We start from the raw sequence: 21,914 nt of genomic DNA, 5'->3' as shown, positions 1-21,914 counted from the left end.
GCGCTCCTCCTCGTCCTCGTCCTCGCCCTCGACGTCGACGACCTCGTCCATGTCGTCCTCGCCCAGTTCCGAGGTGTCCTCGATCAGGACATCGTCCTCGTCCTCGGGCGTCTCGTCGGTTTCCTCGATGTCGTCGACGGACACATCGTCCTCGACCTCGTCGAGTTCCGTCGACTCCTCGGTCTCGGTCTCGGCGTCCTCGTCCTCCGACGAGACCACCGGGGCCTTCTTGACATCGTCGACCGGCGCCGGGCGCGCCTTGCGGGACTTCAGCAACGCCTCGGGATCGAACTGCGCTCCGCAGCTCGGGCACACCGGCGGGTCCTTGCGCAGATCGTAATAGCGCGCGCCACAGCTCGGGCAGATGCGCTTGACGCCCCATTCGGGTTTGGCCACGCCTCGTCCTCCGTCACGTTCCTAGGGAATGCCCAATTCGGGAATTACAAGCCGCGCCCTTTGCCACGCCAGCGGGCGCTTGTCAAAAAAAAGTTCGCCGAATGTCGTCGGCAAACTGGCGGGGCCGGCGGCCGGTGCCAAACTTCACCCTGCGGTGGTCCTCGGGGCCGCCCACAAGGATACCATGATAATGGGGGAGGAAGCCGATGCCGATCCTGCTGTCCCGCCGCTGGCGGGCGCTGCTCTCCGCCGGCCTGCTGGCGGCGCTGCCGCTGGAGGTTCTGGCCCAGACGTCACCCTCCACCGCGCCTTCCACGGGGCCTTCCACGGCACCTTCCGCCGCCGGAGACGTGGCGCCGGAGCGCGCGACCGGGCGCGGCAGCCGCAGCGTCGACACCGCCACGCGGTACATGGTGGCCGCCGCGAATCCGCTGGCGGCGGAGGCCGGGCGGGAGATCCTGCGCGCGGGGGGCAGCGCGGTGGACGCGGCCATCGCCGTTCAGCTCGTCCTCAATCTGGTGGAGCCGCAAAGCTCCGGCGTCGGGGGCGGCGCCTTCCTGGTCCATTACGATGCCGCAACGAAGGCGGTGACCTCCCTCGACGGGCGCGAGACGGCGCCGGCCGCGGCGACTCCGGAGCGTTTCCTGGGGGCGGACGGCAAGCCGATGCCCTTCTACGACGCGGTGGTCGGCGGGCGGTCCGTCGGGGTGCCGGGCACGGTGATGCTGCTGGAGCGCGCCCACCGCACCCACGGCAAACTGCCCTGGCCCCGCCTGTTCGAGCGCGCCATCGCGCTGGCCGAGAACGGCTTCACGGTCAGCCCGCGGCTGAACGGCCAGCTGGCTATGGAGAAACACCTGCCGGCCAACCCCACGGCGCGCGCCTACTTCTACCAGCCGGACGGCACGCCCTGGCCGGTCGGCCATGTGCTGAAGAATCCGGAATTCGCGGCGACCCTGCGCGCCATCGCGGATAATGGCTCCGCCGCCTTCTACGAGGGGCCGATCGCCGCCGACCTCGTCAAGGCGGTGACCGGCCACCCCACCAACCCCGGCGACATGACCGAGGCCGACCTGAAGGCCTACCGGGTGAAGGAGCGGGAGCCGGTCTGCGGCCCCTACCGCGCCTACACCCTGTGCGGCATGGGGCCGCCCAGCTCCGGCGGGGTCGCGGTGCTGCAGATGTTGGCCGTCCTGGAGGGCCGCGACATGGCCGCCACCCGCGGCGATCCGGCGCTGGCGGCGCACTGGATGTCGGAGGCCGGGCGACTCGCCTTCGCCGACCGCGGCCTCTACCTGGCCGACCCGGACTTCGTGTCGGTGCCGGTGAAGGGGCTGCTCGACCGCGGCTATCTGGCGAGCCGGGCCGCCCTGATCGGCGAGCGGTCGATGGGCAAGGCGCAGGCGGGCGAACCGCCCTTCCGGGAAGGCCGCGCCTGGGGCTTCGCCGAGGCCGAGGAGCACGGCACCAGCCACATCTCCGTGGTGGACGGGGCGGGCAACGCGGTGGCCATGACCACCACCATTGAGGACGGCTTCGGCTCCCGCCTGATGGTGCGCGGCTTCCTGCTGAACAACGAGCTGACCGACTTCGCCTTCACCCCGACGGAGGACGGCAAGCCGGTCGCCAACCGGGTGGAACCGGGCAAGCGGCCGCGCAGCTCGATGGCGCCGACCCTGGTCTTCCGCGACGGCGCCCTGGTGGCCTCGGTGGGGTCGCCGGGCGGCAGCAACATCATCAACTACGTGGGCAAGACGCTGGTCGCCCTGCTCGACTGGGGCCTCGACCCGCAGGCGGCGGTGGACGCCCCCAACTTCGGCAGCCGCAACGGCCCGACCGAGCTGGAGCAGGGCACCGAGGCGGAGGGCTGGATCGCGGCGCTGGAGGCGCGGGGGCACACGGTCAAGGCGATGGAGCTGACCTCCGGCACCCAGGCGATCCTGGTGACCGGCCAAGGGCTGTCCGGCGGCGCCGACACCCGGCGCGAAGGGGTGGCGGTCGGCGACTGATCGCGGGAGTGGTCAGGGGCACGTTCGGACAGTTCGGTCGCGGCTTTGACAAACAAGTTCGACACGGATTTCACGGATCGAGGCACGGATTGCACGGATCCTTACCGATCATGGGACGCTTCGCCGTCCGGTTCCGGGAAATCCGGTTTCAATCCGTGAAATCCGTGTCGATTCTTGCCCGCATTGCCTGCGCGCGGCTTTCCGCCGATCGCCCTGCGGGACCCGCGCATCGCTCGCATCGCCCTGCCCGCTGTGCTAGGTACTCCGCCCTGGTCACATTCTTGTCTGGGGAGCCCTCCCATGCTGCAGGCGAAGCCGCTTCGCTCATCCTCCACCGGCGCGCTGGCCGGCACGATCCGCGTGCCGGGCGACAAGTCGATTTCGCACCGGTCGCTGATGCTGGGTGCCGTTGCGGTGGGCGAGACCGTCATCCACGGCCTGCTGGAAGGGGAGGACGTGCTGAACACCGCCGCCGCCATGCGCCTGCTGGGCGCCCAGGCGGAGCGCGGCGGCGACGGCGTGTGGCGGGTGCGCGGCGTCGGTCTGGGCGGTCTGGGCGAGCCGGCGCAGGTGCTCGACATGGGCAACAGCGGCACGGCGGCGCGCCTGCTGATGGGCCTCGTCGCGTCGCACCCGATCATCTGCGTCTTCACCGGCGACGCCTCGCTGAACAAGCGCCCGATGGCCCGCGTGACCGGCCCGCTGGAGCAGATGGGCGCGCGCTTCGTCGGGCGGTCCGGCGGGCGGCTGCCGCTGACCGTGGTCGGCAGCGACCGCACGGTGCCGATCACCTACCGCCTGCCGGTGGCCTCCGCCCAGGTGAAGTCGGCGATCCTCCTCTGCGGCCTAAACACCGCCGGCACCACCACGGTGATCGAGGCGGAGCCGACCCGCGACCACACCGAGCTGATGCTGCGCCATTTCGGCGCCACCGTGACGACCGAACGGATGGAGGACGGCGCGCTTGCCGTGTCCGTCACCGGCCAGCCGGAGCTGACGGGGCGCACCATCGTGGTGCCCGCCGATCCCAGCTCCGCCGCCTTCCCGGCGGTCGCGGCGCTGCTGCGCCCCGGCTCGGAGCTGCTGCTTCCCGGCGTGGGCATGAACCCGCGCCGCACCGGCCTCTACGACACGCTGGTCGAGATGGGCGCCGACATCGCCTTCGAGAACCGCCGCGACGAGGCGGGCGAGCCGGTGGCCGACCTGCGGGTGAAGCACGGCCCGCTGAAGGGCATCGTCGTCCCGGCGGACCGCGCCCCCAGCATGATCGACGAGTACCCGATCCTCGCCGCCGCCGCCGCCTGCGCGGAGGGCACCACCGTCATGCTCGGCCTGAAGGAGCTGCGCGTGAAGGAGAGCGACCGCCTCGCCATGGTCGCCGACGGGCTGACCAAGTGCGGCGTGAAGGTCGAGGTCGGGGCCGACGACAGCCTGACCGTCTACGGCACCGGCAAGCCGCCGCAGGGCGGCGCCACCGTCGCCACCGCCATGGACCACCGCATCGCCATGAGCTTCCTGGTGCTGGGCATGGCCACATCCGAGCCGGTGCAGGTGGACGACGGCGCCTTCATCGACACCAGCTTCCCCGGCTTCGTCGCCCTGATGAACGGCGTCGGCGCCAGGATCGCGGGGGCGTGAGGGCGATGGGTCTGGTCATCGCCATCGACGGCCCCGCCGCCGCGGGCAAGGGCACGCTGTCCAAGCGGATCGCCGGGGCCTACGGCTTCGCGCATCTCGACACCGGGGCGCTCTACCGCGCGGTCGGCGTCAGCGTCCTGCGCGCGGGCGGCGACCCGGCCGACGCGGACGCCGCGGCGCAGGCCGCCCGCGCGTTGCGCCCGGACGACGGCATCCTGAACGATCCGGCCCTGCGCAGCGACGAGGCGGCGCAGGCGGCGTCCAAGGTCGCCGCGGTGCCGGCGGTGCGGGCCGCCCTGCTCGATTTCCAGCGGATATTCGCCGCGACTCCGCCCGGCGGCGCGCCGGGGGCGGTGCTGGACGGGCGGGACGTCGGAACGGTCGTATGCCCGAACGCCGATGCCAAGCTGTTCGTTACCGCTTCCGTGGAGGTGCGGGCCGAACGGCGACTCAAGGAGTTGCGGGAACGCGGGATTCCGGCTATACCGTCCGACGTCCTGGAGGACATGAAGGCCCGTGACGCGCGCGACAGCCAGAGGACGGTAGCACCGCTCCTGCCGGCTGCCGACGCTTTTGTGCTTGATACCTCCGCCCTCGACGCCGACCAGGCGTTCGCAGCGGCGACCGCCTTTATCGGAACGAAAACCGGTTTCGGCCCCAAGGTCTGAGCATCAGGGTCCGGGCGCTTCGGCCCTCCAACGGAACATATGTCAACCAAGTCGCCGGGCGTGGTGCCCGGCGCGGTGGTCCCATCGGGGGCCGGCCCGTTTTGCCGCGGGACGGACCATGGCGGGATCGCTTTCGGCCAACCTTAGGAGTTTCAATGGCACAAGCTATGGCCCGGACCGGCGAGAAGGAAAGCTTTGCGGCTCTGCTCGAGGAGTCGCTCGGCACGGCCGAGTCCCTCGAAGGCTCGGTCGTCAAGGGCCGCGTCGTCTCCGTCGAGAACGACATGGTCACCATCGACGTCGGCCTGAAGTCGGAAGGCCGCGTCGCGCTGAAGGAATTCGCCGTTGCCGGCCAGCCGCCCGAGCTGAAGGCGGGCGACACCGTCGAGGTGTATCTGGAGCGCATGGAAGACAAGAACGGCGAAGCCGTTCTGTCGCGTGAGAAGGCCAAGCGCGAAGAGGCCTGGGCGCTGCTGGAGAAGTCCTTCCAGGACCAGACCCGCGTCACCGGCGTCATCTTCGGCCGCGTCAAGGGCGGCTTCACCGTCGACCTGTCGGGCGCCGTGGCGTTCCTGCCGGGTTCGCAGGTGGACATCCGTCCGGTCCGCGACATCTCCCCGCTGCTGGGCACCCCGCAGCCGTTCCAGATCCTGAAGATGGACCGCTCGCGCGGCAACATCGTCGTGTCGCGTCGCGCCGTGCTCGAAGAGAGCCGCGCCGAGGCCCGTTCGGAGCTGGTGGCCAACCTCAAGGAAGGCCAGGTTCTGCAGGGTGTGGTCAAGAACATCACCGACTACGGCGCGTTCGTGGATCTGGGTGGCGTCGACGGCCTGCTGCACGTCACCGACATCGCGTGGCGCCGCATCAACCACCCGTCCGAGGCCCTGCAGATCGGCCAGACCGTCACGGTCCAGGTCATCCGCTTCAACCCGGAGACCCAGCGCATCAGCCTCGGCATGAAGCAGCTGGAAGCCGATCCGTGGGAAGGCGTGGAAGCCAAGTACCCGGTCAGCTCGCGGTTCAAGGGTCGCGTCACCAACATCACCGACTACGGCGCCTTCGTGGAGCTGGAGCCGGGGATCGAGGGCCTGGTGCACGTCTCGGAGATGTCCTGGACGAAGAAGAACGTCCATCCGGGCAAGATCGTGTCGACTTCGCAGGAAGTCGAGGTCATGGTCCTGGACGTCGATCCGCAGAAGCGCCGCATCAGCCTGGGCCTCAAGCAGTGCCTGGACAACCCGTGGGAGACCTTCCTCGACAAGTTCGGCCCGGGCACGGAGCTGGAAGGCGAGGTCAAGAACATCACCGAGTTCGGTCTGTTCGTCGGTCTGCCGGGCGACATCGACGGCATGGTCCACATGTCCGACCTCGACTGGAACAAGTCGGGTGAGGAGGCCATCGCCGAGTACAAGAAGGGCGACCGCGTCAAGGTCAAGGTCCTGGACGTCGACGTCGAGAAGGAGCGCATCTCCCTCGGCATCAAGCAGCTCGCGAACGATCCGTTCGAGGCTGCCACGGCCGGCCTGAAGAAGAACGAGGTCGTCACCTGCACCGTCACCCAGGTCACCGACGGTGGCATCGAGGTCACGGTCGGCGAGGGCTACACCGGCTTCATCCGCAAGTCGGACCTGTCCCGCGACCGTTCGGAGCAGCGTCCGGACCGCTTCGCCGTCGGCGAGAAGGTCGACGCGAAGGTGACCCAGATCGACCGCGGCTCCCGCCGCATCTCGCTGTCCATCAAGGCCCGCGAGATGGAGGAGGAGAAGCAGGCGATGGCCGAGTACGGTTCGTCCGACTCGGGCGCCTCGCTGGGCGACATCCTGGGTGCGGCTCTGAAGCGCAAGCAGCAGACCGGCGAGGAGTAAGGCTCTTCCCATCCCCCTCCCCTGCGCAAGCGGGGGAGGGCCGGGGTGGAGGTAGCCGCCTACCCGCGCGCCCGCAGGTAGGGGGTCATGCGCCACTCCGCGTAGCGGATCAGGCGCGAGGCGATGAAGTTCAGCAGCAGATAGATGCTGCCGGCCACGATGAACACCTCGAACACCGCGAAGCTCTGCGCGATGATCTTGCGGGCGATGCCGGTGATCTCCAGAAGCGTGATGGTGCTGGCGAGCGAGCTGGCCTTCACCATCAGGATCACCTCGTTGCCGTAGGCTGGCAGCATCTGGCGGATCGCCACCGGCATCACGATCCGGCGGAACAGCAGCGTGCGCGACATGCCGCAGGCCCGCGCCGCCTCGATCTGGCCCTGCGGCACCGACAGGATGGCGCCGCGCAGGATCTCGCTGGTGTAGGCGCCGGTGTTCAGCGTCAGCGCCAGGATGGCGCACCAGAAGGGCTCGCGCAGATAGACCCAGAGGAAGCTGCTGCGCACCAGCTCGAACTGGCCCATGCCGTAATAGATCAGGAAGATCTGCACGAGCAGCGGCGTGCCGCGGAACACGAAGACGTAGGCGGCCATCAGCCGCTCGGTGACGCGGTTGCCGTAGAGCCGCAGCAGCGCCACCGCGAAGGCCACGCCCGCGCCGAACAGCAGCGCCAGCCCGACCAGCTGCAGGGTCACCGGAACGCCGCGCAGGAGGGTGGGCACGCTGTCCCACATCAGTTCCCAGTTCATGGGTCAGGCCCTCCGCACGCCGCGATTGGCGTAGCGCTCCGCCCGCTCGAACGCCACCGTGGAGACGGTGGTGAGCAGGAGGTAGAGCACCGCCGCGGTGGTGTAGAACAGGAACGGCTGGCGGGTCGACCCCGCCGCCACATGCGATACGCGCATGATCTCGGCCAGCGCCGTCACGGAGATCAGCGCCGTGTCCTTCAGGGTGAGCTGCCAGACGTTGCCCAGCCCCGGCAGGGCGTAGCGCAGGGTCTGCGGCACCAGGATGCGGCGCAGGATCAGCCAGCGTGACATGCCGCAGGCGCGCGCCGCCTCGATCTGGCCGTGGGGCACCGCCTGGACCGCGCCGCGGATCACCTCCGTCGAATAGGCGCCGGAGATCAGCCCGACCGCCAGCACGCCGATGGAGAAGGCGTTCAGCTCGATGTAGCCCTCGTAGCCGAAGACCCGGCCGACGGCCATGACCGCGCCGCTGCCGCCGAAGAACAGCAGGTAGATGACCAGCAGTTCCGGAACGCCGCGGACGACGGTGGTGTAGACCTCCGCCACGCCGGTAAGGGCAAGGCTGCGGCTGAGCTTCGCCGACGCGCCGAGCGAGCCGAAGACGAGGCCGAGGACGAAGGCCGACACCGACACGGCGACCGTCATCGCGGCCCCGCCGAGAAGCTGGCCGCCCCACCCGTTCGGGCCGAAGGAGAGAAGTTCGAACATGCGCTCCGAAAGGGCTCCGAACCGGGTTCCCCTCTCCCAGCGACGGGGGAGAGGGGGCATCCCTTCACATGATGGCCGGTTGCTTGATCGACCGGTTACTTGATCGACCGGTTACCTGATCGACCAATTACTTGATCGAGATGTCGTAGCCGAAGTGCTGGGTGCTCAGCTTCGTGATGGTGCCGTCCTGGTTGGCCTCGGCGATGGCCTTGTTGAACAGCTCCTTCAGGTCGCCGTCGGCCTTGCGCAGGCCCACGCCCACGCCCTTGCCCAGCACGCCGCGCGCGAAGGCCGGGCCGAACAGGGTCATGTTGCCGGCATCCGTCTTGATGATTGCGTCCACCGCCGAACGGTCGCCGAATATGGCGTCGACGCGGCCGGCGGCCATGTCGATGCCGGCGTTGTCCAGCTTGTCGTAGGTGCGGACCGACACCTGCGGCAGAAGCTGCTCCATGAAATTCGCCTGGATGGTCGAGGTCTGGACGCCCACCGTCTTGCCCTTCAGCGCGTCGGCCAGGGCGGCGATGGCGGCCTTCGGGTCGTCCTTGGACAGGTCGTAGCGCTCGCCGGGGAACGTGACCTTGGTCAGCGGCGAGGCCTTCATGGTGCCGAACATCGACGGCTCGGTGCCGTAGGGCCCGGCGAAGGCGATGACCTTCTCACGCTCGTCGGTGATCGACATCGCCGCCATGATGGCGTCGTACTTGCCCTGCTGGATGGCCGGGATCATGCCGTCCCAATCCTGGGCGACGATCTCGCACTCGGCCTTCATCTTCTTGCAGAGTTCCATGGCAAGGTCCGGCTCGAAGCCGACCAGCTTGCCCGACGGGTCCGTCGCGTTCCAGGGGGCGTAGGCGCCCTCGGTGGCGATGCGGATCTTCTTCCAGTCCTTGGCCTCGGCGGCGGTGCCGGCGACCGCCACAATGGCGCCGAGCGCCAGCGCCGCAACGATCTTCTTCACGGGAAAACCTCCTCTGTTCTGATGCCCTTATGGATGGCTCTTATGCTCGGGCAGGCTCTGAGGTTTACGGTTTTACAGCGCCAGTCAAGGGAATTGAGCGGGCCGTCCTCGCGCGACCGATTCAGCCGCCGCCGGACAGGTGGCGCGACAGGAACTGTCGCACGCGGTCCGATTCCGGATTGACCAGAACCCGGTCGGGCGGCCCCCGCTCCTCGATCCGGCCCTGGTGGAGGAACACCACCTCCGACGCGACCTCGCGGGCGAAGCCCATCTCGTGCGTCACGAGAATCATGGTGTTGCCCTCCTCGGCGAGCTGGCGGATGACCAGCAGCACCTCGCCCACCAGCTCGGGGTCGAGCGCGGAGGTCGGCTCGTCGAACAGCATCACCTTGGGCTGCATGGCCAGCGCGCGGGCGATGGCGGCGCGCTGCTGCTGCCCGCCGGACAGCTGCACCGGGTAGGACTCGGCCTTGGCCAGGATGCCGACCTTGTCCAGCAGCTTGCGGGCGCGGTCCACCGCCTCCGCCTTCGGGACGCCCAGCACATGGACCGGCGCCTCGATGACGTTCTCCAGGATGGTCATGTGGGTCCAGAGGTTGAAGCTCTGGAACACCATGCCGAGCCGGGTGCGGATGCGGTCCACCTGCCGGGAGTCGGCGGGGACGGTCTGGCCGCCGCGCGCCTTCTTCAGGCCGATGGCCTCGCCGCCGATGACGATCCGCCCCTCGTCCGGCACCTCCAGCATGTTGATGCAGCGCAGGAGCGTGCTCTTGCCGGAGCCGGAGGAGCCGATCAGCGTGATGACGTCGCCTTCGCGCGCGGTCAGGGAGACGCCCTTCAGCACCTCCAGCGGGCCGAAGCGCTTGTGGACATTCTCGACGAGGACGGCTTCGGGGGCGTTGGGATTCGTGGGCGGGTGTCGGTGCATGCGGGGCTTGTCGGCGGGAGAAGACTGGACCGGCCAACCATGGACGGTGCCGCTAGGCTAGTCCGGCGGCCAATCCCCCGCAACGCGGATTTTTACAACTTTCTCCGAAGAGGCCCCCGCTCACCACAGCATCAGCACCAAAAGCTGCGGCGCCAGGATGCGCAGGCACATGGCCAGAGGGTAGACGGTGGCGTAGGCCAGCGCCGGCGCCTCCGACGCGACCACCGCGTTGGCATAGGCGAGGCCCGGCGGGTTGGTCTGCGCCCCGGCCAGCACGCCGCAGATGCTGAGGAAGTTCAGCTTCATCGCGCCGCGCGCCAGAAGCCCGGTCAGCAGCAGCGGCACCAGCGTGACCAGGACGCCCCAGGCCATCCAGGGCAGCCCCGCGCCGCTCGCCATCGTCTCGACGAAGCGGTCGCCCGACGCGATGCCCAGCACGGCGAGGAACAGGACGATGCCGATCTCGCGCAGGGCGAGGTTGGCGGCGGGCGGCATGAACCAGACCAGCGGCCCGATGTGGCCGATGCGCGCCAGCACGATGGCGACGATCAGCGGCCCGCCGGCCATGCCCAGCCGCAAGGGCGCCGGCATGCCCGGCAGGAAGAGCGGGATGGCGCCCAGCAGCGCCCCCAGCGTGATGCCGACGAAGACCGGGATCATCTCCACCGTCTGCAGCCGCCGTTCGGAGTTGCCGATGATGCAGGCCGCGGCCCTGAGGTCGTCGGGCTTGCCGATCACCGTCAGGATGTCGCCGAACTGCAGCTTCAGCGCGGCGTTGGGCACCAGCTCCACGCCGGCGCGGTTGACGCGGCTGACCACCACGTCGCACGCCCCCTTCAGGTTCAGCGCGGCGATGGACTTGCCCAGCATCGGGTTGGCGGTGACGACGATGCGCTCCCACCGCAGGTCGCTGCCCTTGGTGGTCAGCCGGACGTCGGCCTCCCGCCCCATCAGCAGGCGGACCTGCTCCAGCCGCGGGCGCGGGCCGACCACGTGCAGCACGTCGCCCTCCTCCAGCCGGGTGTCCTCGCCGGGCACGCGGAGCTGGCCGCCGCGCAGCAGCCGCGACGCGCAGACCCCCAGGCTCGGCAGCATGGTGAGGTCGCCCAGCCGCACGCCGCGCAGGGCCGGGTTGGTGACGGCGATGTCCATGGTGTCGAGCGCCGCGACCTCGGCGCGCCGGGCGGCCTCGAAGGCCCTGGCCTCCTCCTGCGGGTCGATGCGGAAGACGATCCGCACCGCCGCCATGGCCAGCAGGTTGCCGGCGATGCCGAAGGGGTAGGTGACGGCGAAGGCCAGACCGGGCAGGGCCATCACCGCGGCGTCGGCCCCGACCTCCTTCAGCACCTGCTGCGAGGCGGCGAGCGCCGGGGCGTTGGTCACCCCGCCCGCGAAGACGCCGAGGCCGGAGCCCAGCGGCACGAGGTCGAACAGCACCAGGATCGCGGTCAGCAGGATGCTCGACCCGACCATCAGCAGCGCCAGCCCGTTCAGCGCCAGCCCGGACTTCTTCAGCGCCGCGAAGAAGCCGGGGCCGACCTGGATGCCGATGGTGTAGACGAACAGGATCAGGCCGAAGTCGCGGATGAACTCCATCATCTCGGCGTTCAGCGTCACCCCCGCCTGCTTGGCGAAATGGCCGACCGCGATTCCCGCGAACAGCACGCCGCCGATGCCCAGCCCCACGCCGCGCAGCTTTATGTGGCCGAGCGCCAGCCCGAGGGCCGAGGTGATCCCCAGCATGAACACCACGCGCGCGATCGGCGGCATGGCCAGGAAGAGGTCGATGAGCGCGTGCATGGCCGCGTCTCCTCACGCGAGGACAGACCGCCCTGCTACCAGAGGAATAGGACGATCAACTGCGGTGCAAGGATACGCAGAAACATAACCATAGGGTAAACAGTGGCATAGGCGAGGGCGGGAGCCTCCGATGCGCTCATTGCGTTTGCAAAGGCGAGCGCGGGCGGGTCCGTCATGCTGCCGGACAGCAGCCCGCAGATCGTCAGGTAGTTCTGCCGGGCAAAGGCCCGCGCGATGACGCCGACGACCAGCAGAGGGATCAGCGTCACCAGCACGCCGCAGCCGATCCACATCAGCCCGTCGCCGTGCACCAGCGTCTCGACGAAACGGTCGCCGGACATCAGCCCGACCACCGCCAGGAACAGGACGATGCCGATCTCGCGCAGAGCCATGTTGGCGGCGGGCGGCATGAACCAGACCAGCGGCCCGATGTGGCCGATGCGCGCCAGCAGGATCGCCGCCACCAGCGGCCCGCCGGCGAGTCCCAGCTTCAGCGGCGCCGGCATGCCGGGAATGTAGAAGGGGATGGAGCCGAGCAGCACGCCCAGCAGGATGCCGATGAAGACCGGCACGAACTCCACCTGCTGGAGCCGCCGCGCCGAATTGCCCATCAGCGCCGCCACCCGCTGGAGGTCCGACGGCTTGCCGATGGCGGTCAGGATGTCGCCGAACTGGAGGTGCAGGGCCGGGCTCGGCACCAGCTCCACGCCCGCGCGGTTGACCCGGCTGACCACCACGTCGTAGGCGTCGGCGAGGTCGAGCTGGCCGATGGCCTTGCCCAGCACATGCTCGCTGGTGACGACCAGCCGGTCCCAGCGCATGTCGGTGCCCTTGGTGGTCAGGGTGACCTCCGCCGCCTCGCCGCGCAGCCGCTTCTTCGCCTCCAGCTTGACCCGCGGCCCGACCAGATGCACGACGTCGCCGGCGCGCAGGCAGGTGTCCGGGTGCGGCACCTGGAGCCGCCCCTCGCGCAGCAGGCGGGAGATCATCACCCCCTGGTCGCCGAACAGCGCCATGTCGCGCAGCGGCAGCCCCATGGCCGACCGGTTGCGCACGGCGACGTCCAGCGTCTCCAAGGTTTCCACCTGGGCGCGGCGCCGGCGCTCGAAGGCCTCGGCCTCCACCGCCGGGTCGATGCGGAAGACGACGCGGATCAGCCCCATGGTGATCAGGATGCCGACGATGCCGAAGGGATAGGCGACGGCGTAGCCGAGGCTCGGCGTGTTGATCTCCGCCGCCGAGGCCCCGACCTCGCGCAGCATCTCCTGTGCGGCCCCCAGCGACGGCGTGTTGGTGACGGCGCCGGAGAAGATGCCCAGCACCGCCGGCAGCGGCACCCCGCCGATCTCGTGGATCGCCACCGCCACCAGCACCCCCAGCCCGACCAGCGAGGCGGCCAGCAGGTTCAGCGTCAGGCCCGACCTCTTCAGGGCGGCGAAGAAGCCGGGGCCGACCTGCACGCCGATGGTGTAGACGAACAGGATCAGCCCGAACTCCCGCATGAAATGCAGGACGTGATGGTCGAAGGTCAGGCCCAGCGCCTTGGCGACGTGCCCGGCGGCGATGCCGGCGAACAGCACCCCGCCGATGCCCAGCCCCACGCCGCGCACCTTGATCTGCCCCAGCGCCAGCCCCGACGCCGCCACCACGCTGAGCATCAGCATGATGCGGGCGATGTCGGGAAGGCCGTTGAACAGGTCGATCAGCAGGGTCATGGCGGGCACCCGGTCCGGTTGAGCTGAGGGGGCGAAGGCGCCTATGAATGCCCGCTCCGCACCGCCCGGGCAATGCCCTGGAATGGAAAGGGACATTCCACGGATCAAAATTTCGCCACTTTCTGGCCCTAAACCGGACGGAGCCTTACGGCATGAAGTGGCTGGCCGGACCCGTGAACCCCTGCGGCCCGGCCCCTAAGCGACGATCAGGGCTCCGGTTTTCCGGCGCCCCCAGCCAGGCCCCGGCTGGATCGGCGGCCATCGCAAGAACCCCCTTGCGATGGCCGTTTCTTTTTGGGGCCGTTTCTGTTTGGCCCGACCGTTTGTGAGGCCGTTTCTTTTTGGCACCCGGACAGGCTGTGCTATAGCTCCCCCCGCCCCGACCACCGCAAGAGCCCGCCCGCCGCCATGCCCGTTTTTGCCGGTTCCGCGCTGACCTGCCTCCGTGGCGACCGGCTGGTCTTCACCGGGCTGGACTTCCGGATCGCGCCGGGCGAGGCGCTGTTCCTGCTCGGCCCCAACGGCAGCGGCAAGTCCAGCCTGCTGCGCGTCATGGCCGGGCTGCTGAAGCCGATCCGCGGCCAGCTGTCCTGGGACGGCGTGCCGGTGACCGACGACCCCGACGCCCATCGCGGCCGCATCCATTACGTCGGCCATCTCGACGCGGTGAAGCCGGTGCTGAGCGCGGTGGAGAACCTGTCCTTCTGGGCCACGCTGGGCGGCGCCGCCGACCCGCGGGGCAACGCGCTGAAGGCGCTGGACCGGCTGGGCGTGCCGCACATCGCCAACGTGCCGGGGCGCTACCTGTCGGCCGGGCAGAAGCGGCGCCTGAACCTCGCCCGCATCATCGCCGCCCCCGCCGCCCTGTGGCTGCTCGACGAGCCGACCGTGGCGCTCGACCGCGCGGCGATCGCCCTGTTCGAGGAAATCATCGCGGAGCACCGGGCCGGCGGCGGCATGGTCGCCGTCTCCACCCATGTGGACATCGCCATGCCCGGCGCCGGCGAGCTGCACCTCGACGAGTTCACCCCCGTCCCCCACGACGGGGACGACGGGGACGACGGGGGCGAGGACGACGTTTTGGAAGAGGAGGACGCGGCGTGACCCGCTTCCTGCGCCTGATCGGGCGCGACCTGCGGCTGGCGCTGCGCCAGGGGTCGGACGCCAGCATCGCCGTGATGTTCTTCGTTCTGTGCGTGGTGCTGTTCCCCTTCGGCGTCGGGCCGGAGCCGAACATCCTCGCCCGCATCGCCGCCGGGGTGATCTGGGTGGCGGCCCTGCTCGCCTCGCTGCTGTCGCTGGAGCGGCTGTTCCAGAACGACTACGAGGACGGCTCTCTGGAGCTGCTGTCGCTGTCCACCCTGCCGATGGAGGCGGTGGTGCTGGCCAAGACGCTGGCCCACTGGCTGGTGACCGGCCTGCCGCTGATCGCCGCCGCCCCGCTTTTGGCGCTCCTGCTGAACATGGACGCGGAAGGCTTCGGGGTGCTGGTGCTGACCCTGCTGGTCGGCACGCCGATCCTCAGCCTGATCGGCAGCATCGGCGCGGCCCTGACTCTGGGCGCCCGGCGCGGCGGCGTGCTGCTGTCGCTGCTGATCCTGCCGCTCTACATCCCCGTGCTGATCTTCGGGGCGGGGGCCATCGACGCCGCGCTGAACGGCCTGACCCCGCGCCCGCATCTGCTGCTGCTGGGCGGCCTTCTGGCCGGCGCCCTGCCGCTCGCCCCCTGGGCCAGCGCCGCCGCCCTGCGGCAGGCGGTGGAGTAGGTCCGGGATTCTCGGCGGGCAACGGAATCTTCACGGATTGCATGGATTTGGACACAGATTTTTCCATGCGTGCCCAGCAAGAGGCCGCTCGATCGGCGAGCGCTGGGCAAGTTCAAAGAAAATCCGTGTAAATCCTGTTGTCGTCCAAGAATCCCGCCATCCACACCAGGCCCCGGACTTTTTTGCCCACCCCACACCAACGTAGCATGGAAAGGCCGCGTCAACCCGTCGTACCGTCAGTGCGACAGGCCGCCGCACCGTCCTGAAAACACCACGGTGTGCGGCCATGTTTCCTGACCAAGATCAAGGCGAAACCCCTCGCGCTGGGGCATCACTGAGCTTATATCGTCCGCAGCACGACCAGAGGCCCATAGGTCCTATGCATCGATTTGCAAATCCTGCCCGCTTCCAGCGCCTGTCGGCGGCGATCCTGCCCTGGACGGCGGGGGCGACCGTGATCCTGCTGATCGTCGGGCTCTACATCGCGCTGATCGGGTCGCCCCGCGACTATCAGCAGGGCGACACCGTGCGGATCATGTACATCCATGTTCCCGCCGCCTGGATGAGCCTGTTCGTCTACGTCAACATGGCCATCGCCGCCGCCTGCGGGCTGGTGTGGAAGCACCCGCTGGCCGACCTGTTCGCCAAGGCGGCCGCCCCGGTCGGCGCCGGCTTCACCTTCATCTGCCTCGTCACCGGCTCGCTGTGGGGCGCGCCGATGTGGGGGACGTGGTGGGTGTGGGACGCGCGGCTGACCAGCGTGCTGATCCTGTTCTTCCTCTATCTGGGCTACATGGCGCTGGTGAACGCCTTCGACGACCCGCAGCGCGGGACGCGGGCGGGCAACGTGCTGCTTCTCGTCGGCATCGTGAACGTGCCGATCATCAAATTCTCGGTGGACTGGTGGAACACCCTGCACCAGCCGGCCAGCGTCATCCGCATGGGCGGACCGACCATCGACGGGTCCATGCTGGTCCCGCTGCTGGTCATGGCGCTGGGCTTCACCGCCTACTTCATCACGGTGGTCCTGCTGCGCCTGCGGGCGGAGATCGTGCAACGCAAGATCCAGACGATGCGCCTGACCGAGGCGCAGGGCTGAGGCACGGGAACAGGCTGGGCCGGAGGCAAGGATGGCAGAGTTTTTCGCGATGGGCGGCTACGCCGCGTATGTCTGGTCGTCCTACGCGCTGGCGGCGCTGGTGATGGTCGGCCTTCTGGTCGCCACGCTGAAGGCGCTGCGCGGCGCCGAGACGACCCTGAAGGCGCTGGAAGGCAGCCGCCCGCCACGGCGGCGCCGGGCGCGCAACGGAGCCGCGGCGTCGCCCGCGGCGGAGGTTGGTGAAGGATGACCCGCAAGAAACGGCGCCTCTACATGCTGGGCCTCGCCCTGCTGGGCCTTGGCGCAGCCACCGCCCTGACGCTGACGGCGTTCGAGGACAACATCGTCTTCTTCTTCAGCCCCACGCAGTTGCAGACCCAGGACATCGGCGACCGCAACTTCCGCCTGGGCGGCCTCGTCGAGGAAGGCAGCGTGAGCAAGATGCCCGACGGGGTGACGACGCGGTTCCGCGTCACCGACACGGTGCACACCGTCGCCGTCAGCTACCGCGGCCAGCTTCCCGACCTGTTCCGCGAGGGCCAGGGCGTCATCACGGAAGGCCGCATGATCAACGGCGTCTTCCAGGCGCGCGAGGTGCTGGCCAAGCACGACGAGAACTACATGCCGCCGGAGGTCGCCGCCGCGCTGAAGGAGGCGGAGCACTTCAAGGCGAACTCGAAGGAGCAGAAGCCCAGCTCGTGACGCTGGCGGCTTCCCCACTCCTCCTCATTCCGTTCTTTTAGGGAGCATCGGGCCCGTGATTCCCGAACTCGGCCATTACGCGCTGGTGCTGGCGCTGTTCGTGGCGCTGGTGCAGTCCGGCGTCCCCCTGGTGGGTGCCGCCACCGGCAACGCCGCCTGGATGGGCGTCGCCCGCCCCGCCGCCATCGCGCAGTTGCTGCTGGTGCTGGTCGCCTACGGCGCCCTGACCTGGGCGCATGTGGTGTCGGACTTCAGCGTGTCGAATGTGGTCGCCAACAGCCACTCGATGAAGCCGATGCTCTACAAGGTGTCGGGCGTGTGGGGGAACCACGAAGGCTCGATGATGCTGTGGGTCGTCATGCTGACGGCGTTCGGCGCGGCGGTCGGCATCTTCGGGCGCAACCTGCCGCCCTCGCTGAAGGCCCGCGTCATCTCCGTCCAGGGCATGATCGGCGTCGGCTTCCTGCTGTTCATCCTGATCACGTCGAATCCCTTCCTCCGCGTGGTTCCGGCGCCGCTCGACGGCAACGACCTGAACCCGCTGTTGCAGGACCCCGGCCTCGCCTTCCACCCGCCCTTCCTCTACGCGGGCTATGTCGGCTTCTCCATCGCCTTCTCCTTCGCGGTCGCCGCCCTGATCGAGGGGCGCGTCGACCCGGCCTGGGCGCGCTGGGTGCGGCCCTGGACGCTGGCCGCCTGGTCGACGCTGACCGCCGGCATCGCGCTCGGCTCCTGGTGGGCCTATTACGAGCTGGGCTGGGGCGGCTGGTGGTACTGGGACCCGGTCGAGAACGCCTCCTTCATGCCCTGGCTGGCCGGCACCGCGCTGCTGCACTCCGCCATCGTGGTGGAGAAGCGCGACGCGCTGAAGACCTGGACCATCCTGCTGGCGATCATCACCTTCTCGCTGTCGCTGATGGGCACCTTCCTGGTGCGGTCGGGCATCCTGACCTCGGTCCACGCCTTCGCGGTGGACCCGGCGCGCGGCGTCTTCATCCTGGTCCTGCTGGCGATCGCCACCGGCGGCTCGCTGCTGCTCTACTCCGTGCGGGCGCCCAGCCTGAAGACCGGCGGCCTGTTCGCCCCGGTCAGCCGTGAGGGCTCGCTGGTGCTGAACAACCTGCTGCTGTCCACCGCGACGGCGACGGTCTTCATCGGCACGCTCTACCCGCTGTTCCTCGACGTGCTCGACCTCGGCAAGGTGTCGGTCGGCCCGCCCTTCTTCAACGCCACCTTCATCCCCGTCGCCATCCCGATGGTAATCGCCATGGTGGTCGGCCCCTTCCTGGCCTGGAAGCGCGCCGACCTGCTGGGCGCCCTGACCCGGCTGTGGACGGCGGGCGTGGCGACCGTGGCCTGCGTCGCCATCGCCGCCTACGTCACCAACGGCGGCGGGCCGCTGCTGGCGCTGGTCGGGGTTGCGCTCGCCGCCTGGGCCTTCTTCGGCTCGCTGGCCGAGTTCGCGGAGCGCATCCGCCTGTTCCGCATCCCGGTGAAGGACAGCTGGAACCGCGCGGTCAACCTGCCGCGCAGCGCCTGGGGCATGACCATCGCCCACGCCTCCATGGGCATCGCCATCGCCGGCATGACCGGCACCTCGGCCTGGCAGAGCGAGACGATCAAGGCGATGAAGCCGGGCGACAACGCCACGGTCGGCGCCTACGCCGTGCATTTCGACCGCGTCGGCACGGTGCAGGGCCCGAACTACAGCGCCGAGCAGGGCGTCTTCACCGTCACCCGCGATGGCAACCACATCGCCACCCTGACGCCGCAGCGCCGCAGCTACCCGGTCACCCGCATGACGACGACCGAGGCGGCGATCCACACCACCTGGCTGTCCGACGTCTATGTGGCGCTGGGCGACCCGACGCAGAACGGCACGGCCTGGACCGTGCGGCTGTACCATCACCCGCTGGTGCCGTGGATCTGGATCGGCTCGCTGGGGATGATGCTGGGCGGGCTGGTCAGCCTGTCCGACCGCCGCTTCCGCGTCGGCGCCCCGGAGCGCCGCCGCGCCGCCAAGGGCAGCCTTCAGCCCGCCGAGTAAGGACACGCTTCCGATGCGCCGCCTGATCTATCTGTTGCCGCTGCTGCTGTTCGTCGGTGTCGGCGTGGCCTTCCTGCGCGGGTTCGACCGCGACCCGCGCGACATCCCCTCCGCCCTGATCGACAAGCCGGCGCCGGAATTCTCGCTGCCGCCGCTGCCGGGCCACAAGGAAGGGCTGTCCAACGCGACGCTGAAGGGCGACGTCACGCTGGTAAACGTCTTCGCCTCCTGGTGCATCCCCTGCAAGGCCGAGCACCCGATCATCACCCGGCTGGCCCGCGAGCAGGGCGTGACGGTGCGCGGCATCAACCACAAGGACAAGGCGGAGGACGCCATCGCCTGGCTGAACCGCAACGGCGATCCCTACGCCAGCATCGGCGTCGATCTGGACGGCCGCGTGTCCATCGACTGGGGCGTCTACGGCGTGCCGGAGACCTTCCTGCTCGACCGCCAGGGCCGCATCCGCTTCAAGCATGTCGGTCCCCTGACCCCGCAGGTGGTCGAGGAACAGATCCTGCCCATGGTCAAGCATCTGCGGAGCGCGTCGTGAGAGCCCTCCTTCTCGCCGTCCTGCTGGCGTTGACCCCGGTCGCCGCCTCCGCCGTCCAGCCCGACGAGGTGCTGAAGGACCCGGCGCTGGAGGGCCGCGCCCGGGAGATCAGCAAGGACCTGCGCTGCCTCGTCTGCCAGAACCAGTCGATCGACGACTCCAACGCGCCGCTCGCCCGCGACCTGCGCGTTCTGGTCCGCGAGCGGCTGACCGCCGGCGACAGCAACCAGCAGGTGCTGAGCTTCGTCACCGACCGCTACGGCGACTATGTGCTGCTGCGCCCGCCCTTCAAGGCGACGACGCTGTTCCTGTGGATCGGCCCCTTCGTGATCCTGGCCATCGGCGGCGTCGTGACGGCCCTGTACCTGCGCGGGCGGAAGGGGGCTGCCGCCGATGGCCCGATGACCGCGGGCGGCGACACCGCCCCGCTGACCGAGGACGAGCGGCGGCGCCTGGACGCCCTGCTCCGCAAGGACAAAGCCTGATGCTGTTCTGGATCGTCGCCGCCGCGCTGACGGCGGCCGTGGTGCTGCTGATCGTGCCGCCGCTGCTGAGGAAGCCCGAGGGCGCCGCCGAGGAGCGCGCCGCCTATGACCTGGAGGTCTACCGCGACCAGTTGGGCGAGTTGGAGCGCGATCAGGGCCGCGGCCTGATCAGCGAGGCGCAGGCCGCCGCCGCCCGCGCCGAGATCGGCCGCCGCATGCTGGCCATCGCCGACCGCGGCAAGGGTTCTGCGAAGCGGGGCGCGAAGGGCGAGGCGCCCGCTGCCCGTGCGCCGCGCAGCGCGATGGCGCTGGCCGCCCTGCTGGCCGTCCTGCTGCCGCTCGGCACGCTGGCCGTCTACGGCAAGCTGGGCCGCCCGGAGCTGCCCGCCCAGCCGCTGGCCTCGCGCAATCTCGACCATGAGCGCGGCGGGCCGCCGAAAAACGTGTTGGCGGCGATGGACAAGCTGAAGGCCCAGCTCGCCGAGACCCCCGACGACCCGCAGGGCTGGGCCATCCTCGGCCAGGCCTACGCCAAGATGGGCCGCCTGCCCGAGGCCGCCGACGCGCTGGGCAAGGCGGTGGCCCTGGCCGGCGACGATCTGGAGCTTCTCGGCAGCTACGGCGAGGTCCTGATCTCGGCCAACGGCGGCACCGTGCCGGACGAGGCCCGCAAGACCTTCGACCGCGTGCTGGCGAAGGACCCGAAGGAGCCGCGTGCCCGCTTCTACGCCGCGCTGGCCCGCTTCCAGGCCGGCGACACCAAGGACGCTCTGGAGCGCTGGAGCGCCCTGCTCGCCGAGTCCCACGCCGATGCCCCCTGGGTGCCGATCGTCCGGACGCAGATCGCCGAGGCTGCCAAGGCGCTGAACCTCGACCCGGCCAAGGTGACGCCGGAGCCCCTGCCCGCCCAGCAACAGCCGCCGGTCGCCCAAAACCAGGGCCAGAACCAAGGCCAGGGCCAGCCTCAGGGCCAGACCGAAGGCGAAGACCAGCAGCAGATGATCCGCGGCATGGTCGACGGGCTGGCCGCCCGGCTGGAGGCCAACCCGGACGACGTGGACGGCTGGCTGAGGCTGTCGCGCTCCTACGGCGTGATGGGCGAGTCGGCGAAGGCCATCGACGCCGCCCGCAAGGCGCGGGAACGGGCGCCCCAGCGGCCCGACGTGCTGGTCGCCTACGCCTCCGCCCTGCTGTCGGCGGAGCCGCGGAGCAGCAAGCCCGGCCCGATGCCGGAGGAGGCCGTCGCCTCGCTCCGTCAGGCGCTGACGGCCGAGCCGGACAACCGCGACGCGCTTTGGCTGCTCGGCCTAAACGCCGCGGGCATCGGCCAGACCGCCGAGGCCACCGACCTGTGGACCCGCCTGCTGGCCCAGTTCAAGCCGGAGGAGCCGGAATACACGCTGATTCGCGCCCGCCTCGAGTCGCTGAAGGCCGGCGGCTGATCCTCTCCCGAATGTCCCTTGCACCCGGGCCGGTCCGAAGAGCAGGATAGCGATGCACGCTGGGGTGGCGTTTCCGCCAATGGAGCGCCACCCGCAGGCCGATCCGCCAGGGACGCGACCGATTGCCCACCCACGCGCTCACCGCCAAAGGTCCCGCCACCGGCCCCGGCATGGCGGGAAAACCGCTGGAGGCGGCCTTCTGGATGCTGGGGGCCGCCCTGTTCATCGCCATCGGCAACGCGATGATCCGCCATGTCAGCGGCGAGCTTCATCCCTTCGAAATCGTCTTCTTCCGCAACCTGTTCAGCCTGATGTTCATGCTGCCCTGGATCGCGGCGGGCGGGCTGGGGCGGCTGCGCACCCGTCTCTTTAACACATCTCCGAGC

The 21,914-nt window shown here is 69.7% G+C and carries 21 protein-coding genes; 14 read left to right on the top strand and 7 right to left on the bottom strand.

The features are described 5' to 3' along the window. A partial coding sequence (locus GBZ26_RS12535; RefSeq protein ID WP_174439124.1) for a TIGR02300 family protein occupies positions 1-396 on the bottom strand: 396 nt, incomplete at its 3' end. A gap of 206 nt (positions 397-602) precedes the next feature. Between GBZ26_RS12535 and ggt the strand changes: the two genes are divergently transcribed. The 4 genes from ggt (at position 603) to rpsA (ending at position 6,576) form a co-directional block, all read left to right on the top strand. Next, positions 603-2,405: a gamma-glutamyltransferase gene (gene ggt / locus GBZ26_RS12530; protein ID WP_174439123.1), complete on the top strand. Its 1,803-nt coding sequence runs from the start codon at positions 603-605 to the stop codon at positions 2,403-2,405. A 300-nt stretch (positions 2,406-2,705) separates the two neighbouring features. Continuing rightward, positions 2,706-4,043, top strand: a complete 1,338-nt coding sequence (gene aroA / locus GBZ26_RS12525) for a 3-phosphoshikimate 1-carboxyvinyltransferase (RefSeq protein ID WP_174439122.1) — start codon at positions 2,706-2,708, stop codon at positions 4,041-4,043. A gap of 5 nt (positions 4,044-4,048) precedes the next feature. Further along, positions 4,049-4,711, top strand: a complete 663-nt coding sequence (gene cmk, locus GBZ26_RS12520; protein WP_174439126.1) for a (d)CMP kinase — start codon at positions 4,049-4,051, stop codon at positions 4,709-4,711. A gap of 155 nt (positions 4,712-4,866) precedes the next feature. Beyond that, positions 4,867-6,576 carry a 30S ribosomal protein S1 gene (gene rpsA / locus GBZ26_RS12515; protein ID WP_041810874.1) on the top strand — a complete coding sequence of 570 codons (1,710 nt, stop codon included), beginning with the start codon at positions 4,867-4,869 and terminating at the stop codon, positions 6,574-6,576. A 59-nt stretch (positions 6,577-6,635) separates the two neighbouring features. On the opposite strand, the gene GBZ26_RS12510 is transcribed toward rpsA, so the two are convergent. From GBZ26_RS12510 to GBZ26_RS12485, 6 genes are all read right to left on the bottom strand, one after another. Further along, the gene (locus GBZ26_RS12510; protein ID WP_119508854.1) at positions 6,636-7,325 is read right to left on the bottom strand and encodes an ABC transporter permease; all 690 of its coding nucleotides are present in this window, start codon (positions 7,323-7,325) and stop codon (positions 6,636-6,638) included. Positions 7,326-7,328: 3 nt separating this feature from the next. Further along, complete coding sequence (locus GBZ26_RS12505) at positions 7,329-8,033, bottom strand: ABC transporter permease (RefSeq protein ID WP_174439121.1); 705 nt, start codon at positions 8,031-8,033, stop codon at positions 7,329-7,331. Positions 8,034-8,160: 127 nt separating this feature from the next. Continuing rightward, complete coding sequence (locus tag GBZ26_RS12500; protein ID WP_035669702.1) at positions 8,161-8,994, bottom strand: transporter substrate-binding domain-containing protein; 834 nt, start codon at positions 8,992-8,994, stop codon at positions 8,161-8,163. A 121-nt stretch (positions 8,995-9,115) separates the two neighbouring features. Continuing rightward, the gene (locus GBZ26_RS12495; RefSeq protein WP_014238681.1) at positions 9,116-9,922 is read right to left on the bottom strand and encodes an ABC transporter ATP-binding protein; all 807 of its coding nucleotides are present in this window, start codon (positions 9,920-9,922) and stop codon (positions 9,116-9,118) included. Positions 9,923-10,042: 120 nt separating this feature from the next. Then, positions 10,043-11,722 carry a putative transporter gene (locus GBZ26_RS12490; protein WP_211104721.1) on the bottom strand — a complete coding sequence of 560 codons (1,680 nt, stop codon included), beginning with the start codon at positions 11,720-11,722 and terminating at the stop codon, positions 10,043-10,045. Positions 11,723-11,757: 35 nt separating this feature from the next. Beyond that, positions 11,758-13,437 (bottom strand): putative transporter, encoded by a 1,680-nt coding sequence (locus tag GBZ26_RS12485; RefSeq protein WP_174439120.1) that lies wholly within the window; start codon positions 13,435-13,437, stop codon positions 11,758-11,760. Between the two features lie 408 nt (positions 13,438-13,845). Here GBZ26_RS12485 and ccmA point away from each other — a divergent pair, with 408 nt between their 5' ends. From ccmA to GBZ26_RS12435, 10 genes are all read left to right on the top strand, one after another. Beyond that, on the top strand, positions 13,846-14,541 hold the full coding sequence (ccmA, locus tag GBZ26_RS12480; RefSeq protein WP_174439119.1) for a heme ABC exporter ATP-binding protein CcmA: 696 nt from the start codon (positions 13,846-13,848) through the stop codon (positions 14,539-14,541). Beyond that, positions 14,538-15,203 carry a heme exporter protein CcmB gene (gene ccmB, locus GBZ26_RS12475; protein ID WP_014238686.1) on the top strand — a complete coding sequence of 222 codons (666 nt, stop codon included), beginning with the start codon at positions 14,538-14,540 and terminating at the stop codon, positions 15,201-15,203. Before ccmA ends, ccmB begins: the two co-directional genes overlap by 4 nt. 379 nt (positions 15,204-15,582) lie before the next feature. Then, complete coding sequence (locus GBZ26_RS12470; RefSeq protein WP_137103663.1) at positions 15,583-16,302, top strand: heme ABC transporter permease; 720 nt, start codon at positions 15,583-15,585, stop codon at positions 16,300-16,302. Positions 16,303-16,333: 31 nt separating this feature from the next. Continuing rightward, entirely contained in the window at positions 16,334-16,552 is a 219-nt protein-coding gene (gene ccmD, locus GBZ26_RS12465; protein ID WP_035669739.1) for a heme exporter protein CcmD, read from the top strand. Beyond that, positions 16,549-17,004, top strand: coding sequence for a cytochrome c maturation protein CcmE (gene ccmE / locus GBZ26_RS12460; protein ID WP_035669742.1), 456 nt, complete (start codon positions 16,549-16,551; stop codon positions 17,002-17,004). Before ccmD ends, ccmE begins: the two co-directional genes overlap by 4 nt. Positions 17,005-17,059: 55 nt before the next feature. Further along, entirely contained in the window at positions 17,060-19,051 is a 1,992-nt protein-coding gene (locus GBZ26_RS12455) for a heme lyase CcmF/NrfE family subunit (protein ID WP_174439118.1), read from the top strand. Positions 19,052-19,064: 13 nt separating this feature from the next. Then, on the top strand, positions 19,065-19,601 hold the full coding sequence (locus GBZ26_RS12450) for a DsbE family thiol:disulfide interchange protein (RefSeq protein WP_014238694.1): 537 nt from the start codon (positions 19,065-19,067) through the stop codon (positions 19,599-19,601). Continuing rightward, a complete protein-coding gene (locus GBZ26_RS12445; RefSeq protein ID WP_059398514.1) occupies positions 19,598-20,086 on the top strand; it encodes a cytochrome c-type biogenesis protein in 489 nt (162 codons plus the stop codon). Before GBZ26_RS12450 ends, GBZ26_RS12445 begins: the two co-directional genes overlap by 4 nt. Next, positions 20,086-21,528: a c-type cytochrome biogenesis protein CcmI gene (gene ccmI / locus GBZ26_RS12440; protein ID WP_174439117.1), complete on the top strand. Its 1,443-nt coding sequence runs from the start codon at positions 20,086-20,088 to the stop codon at positions 21,526-21,528. Before GBZ26_RS12445 ends, ccmI begins: the two co-directional genes overlap by 1 nt. 122 nt (positions 21,529-21,650) lie before the next feature. After that, positions 21,651-21,914: EamA family transporter (locus tag GBZ26_RS12435; protein ID WP_486598845.1), on the top strand; the 264-nt coding region annotated here is incomplete at its 3' end.

The organism is Azospirillum formosense (assembly GCF_013340925.1).
Lineage (GTDB): Bacteria > Pseudomonadota > Alphaproteobacteria > Azospirillales > Azospirillaceae > Azospirillum > Azospirillum formosense.
Note: the sequence above shows the minus strand (reverse complement) of the source record. Positions and strands in the feature narration are given on the sequence as shown.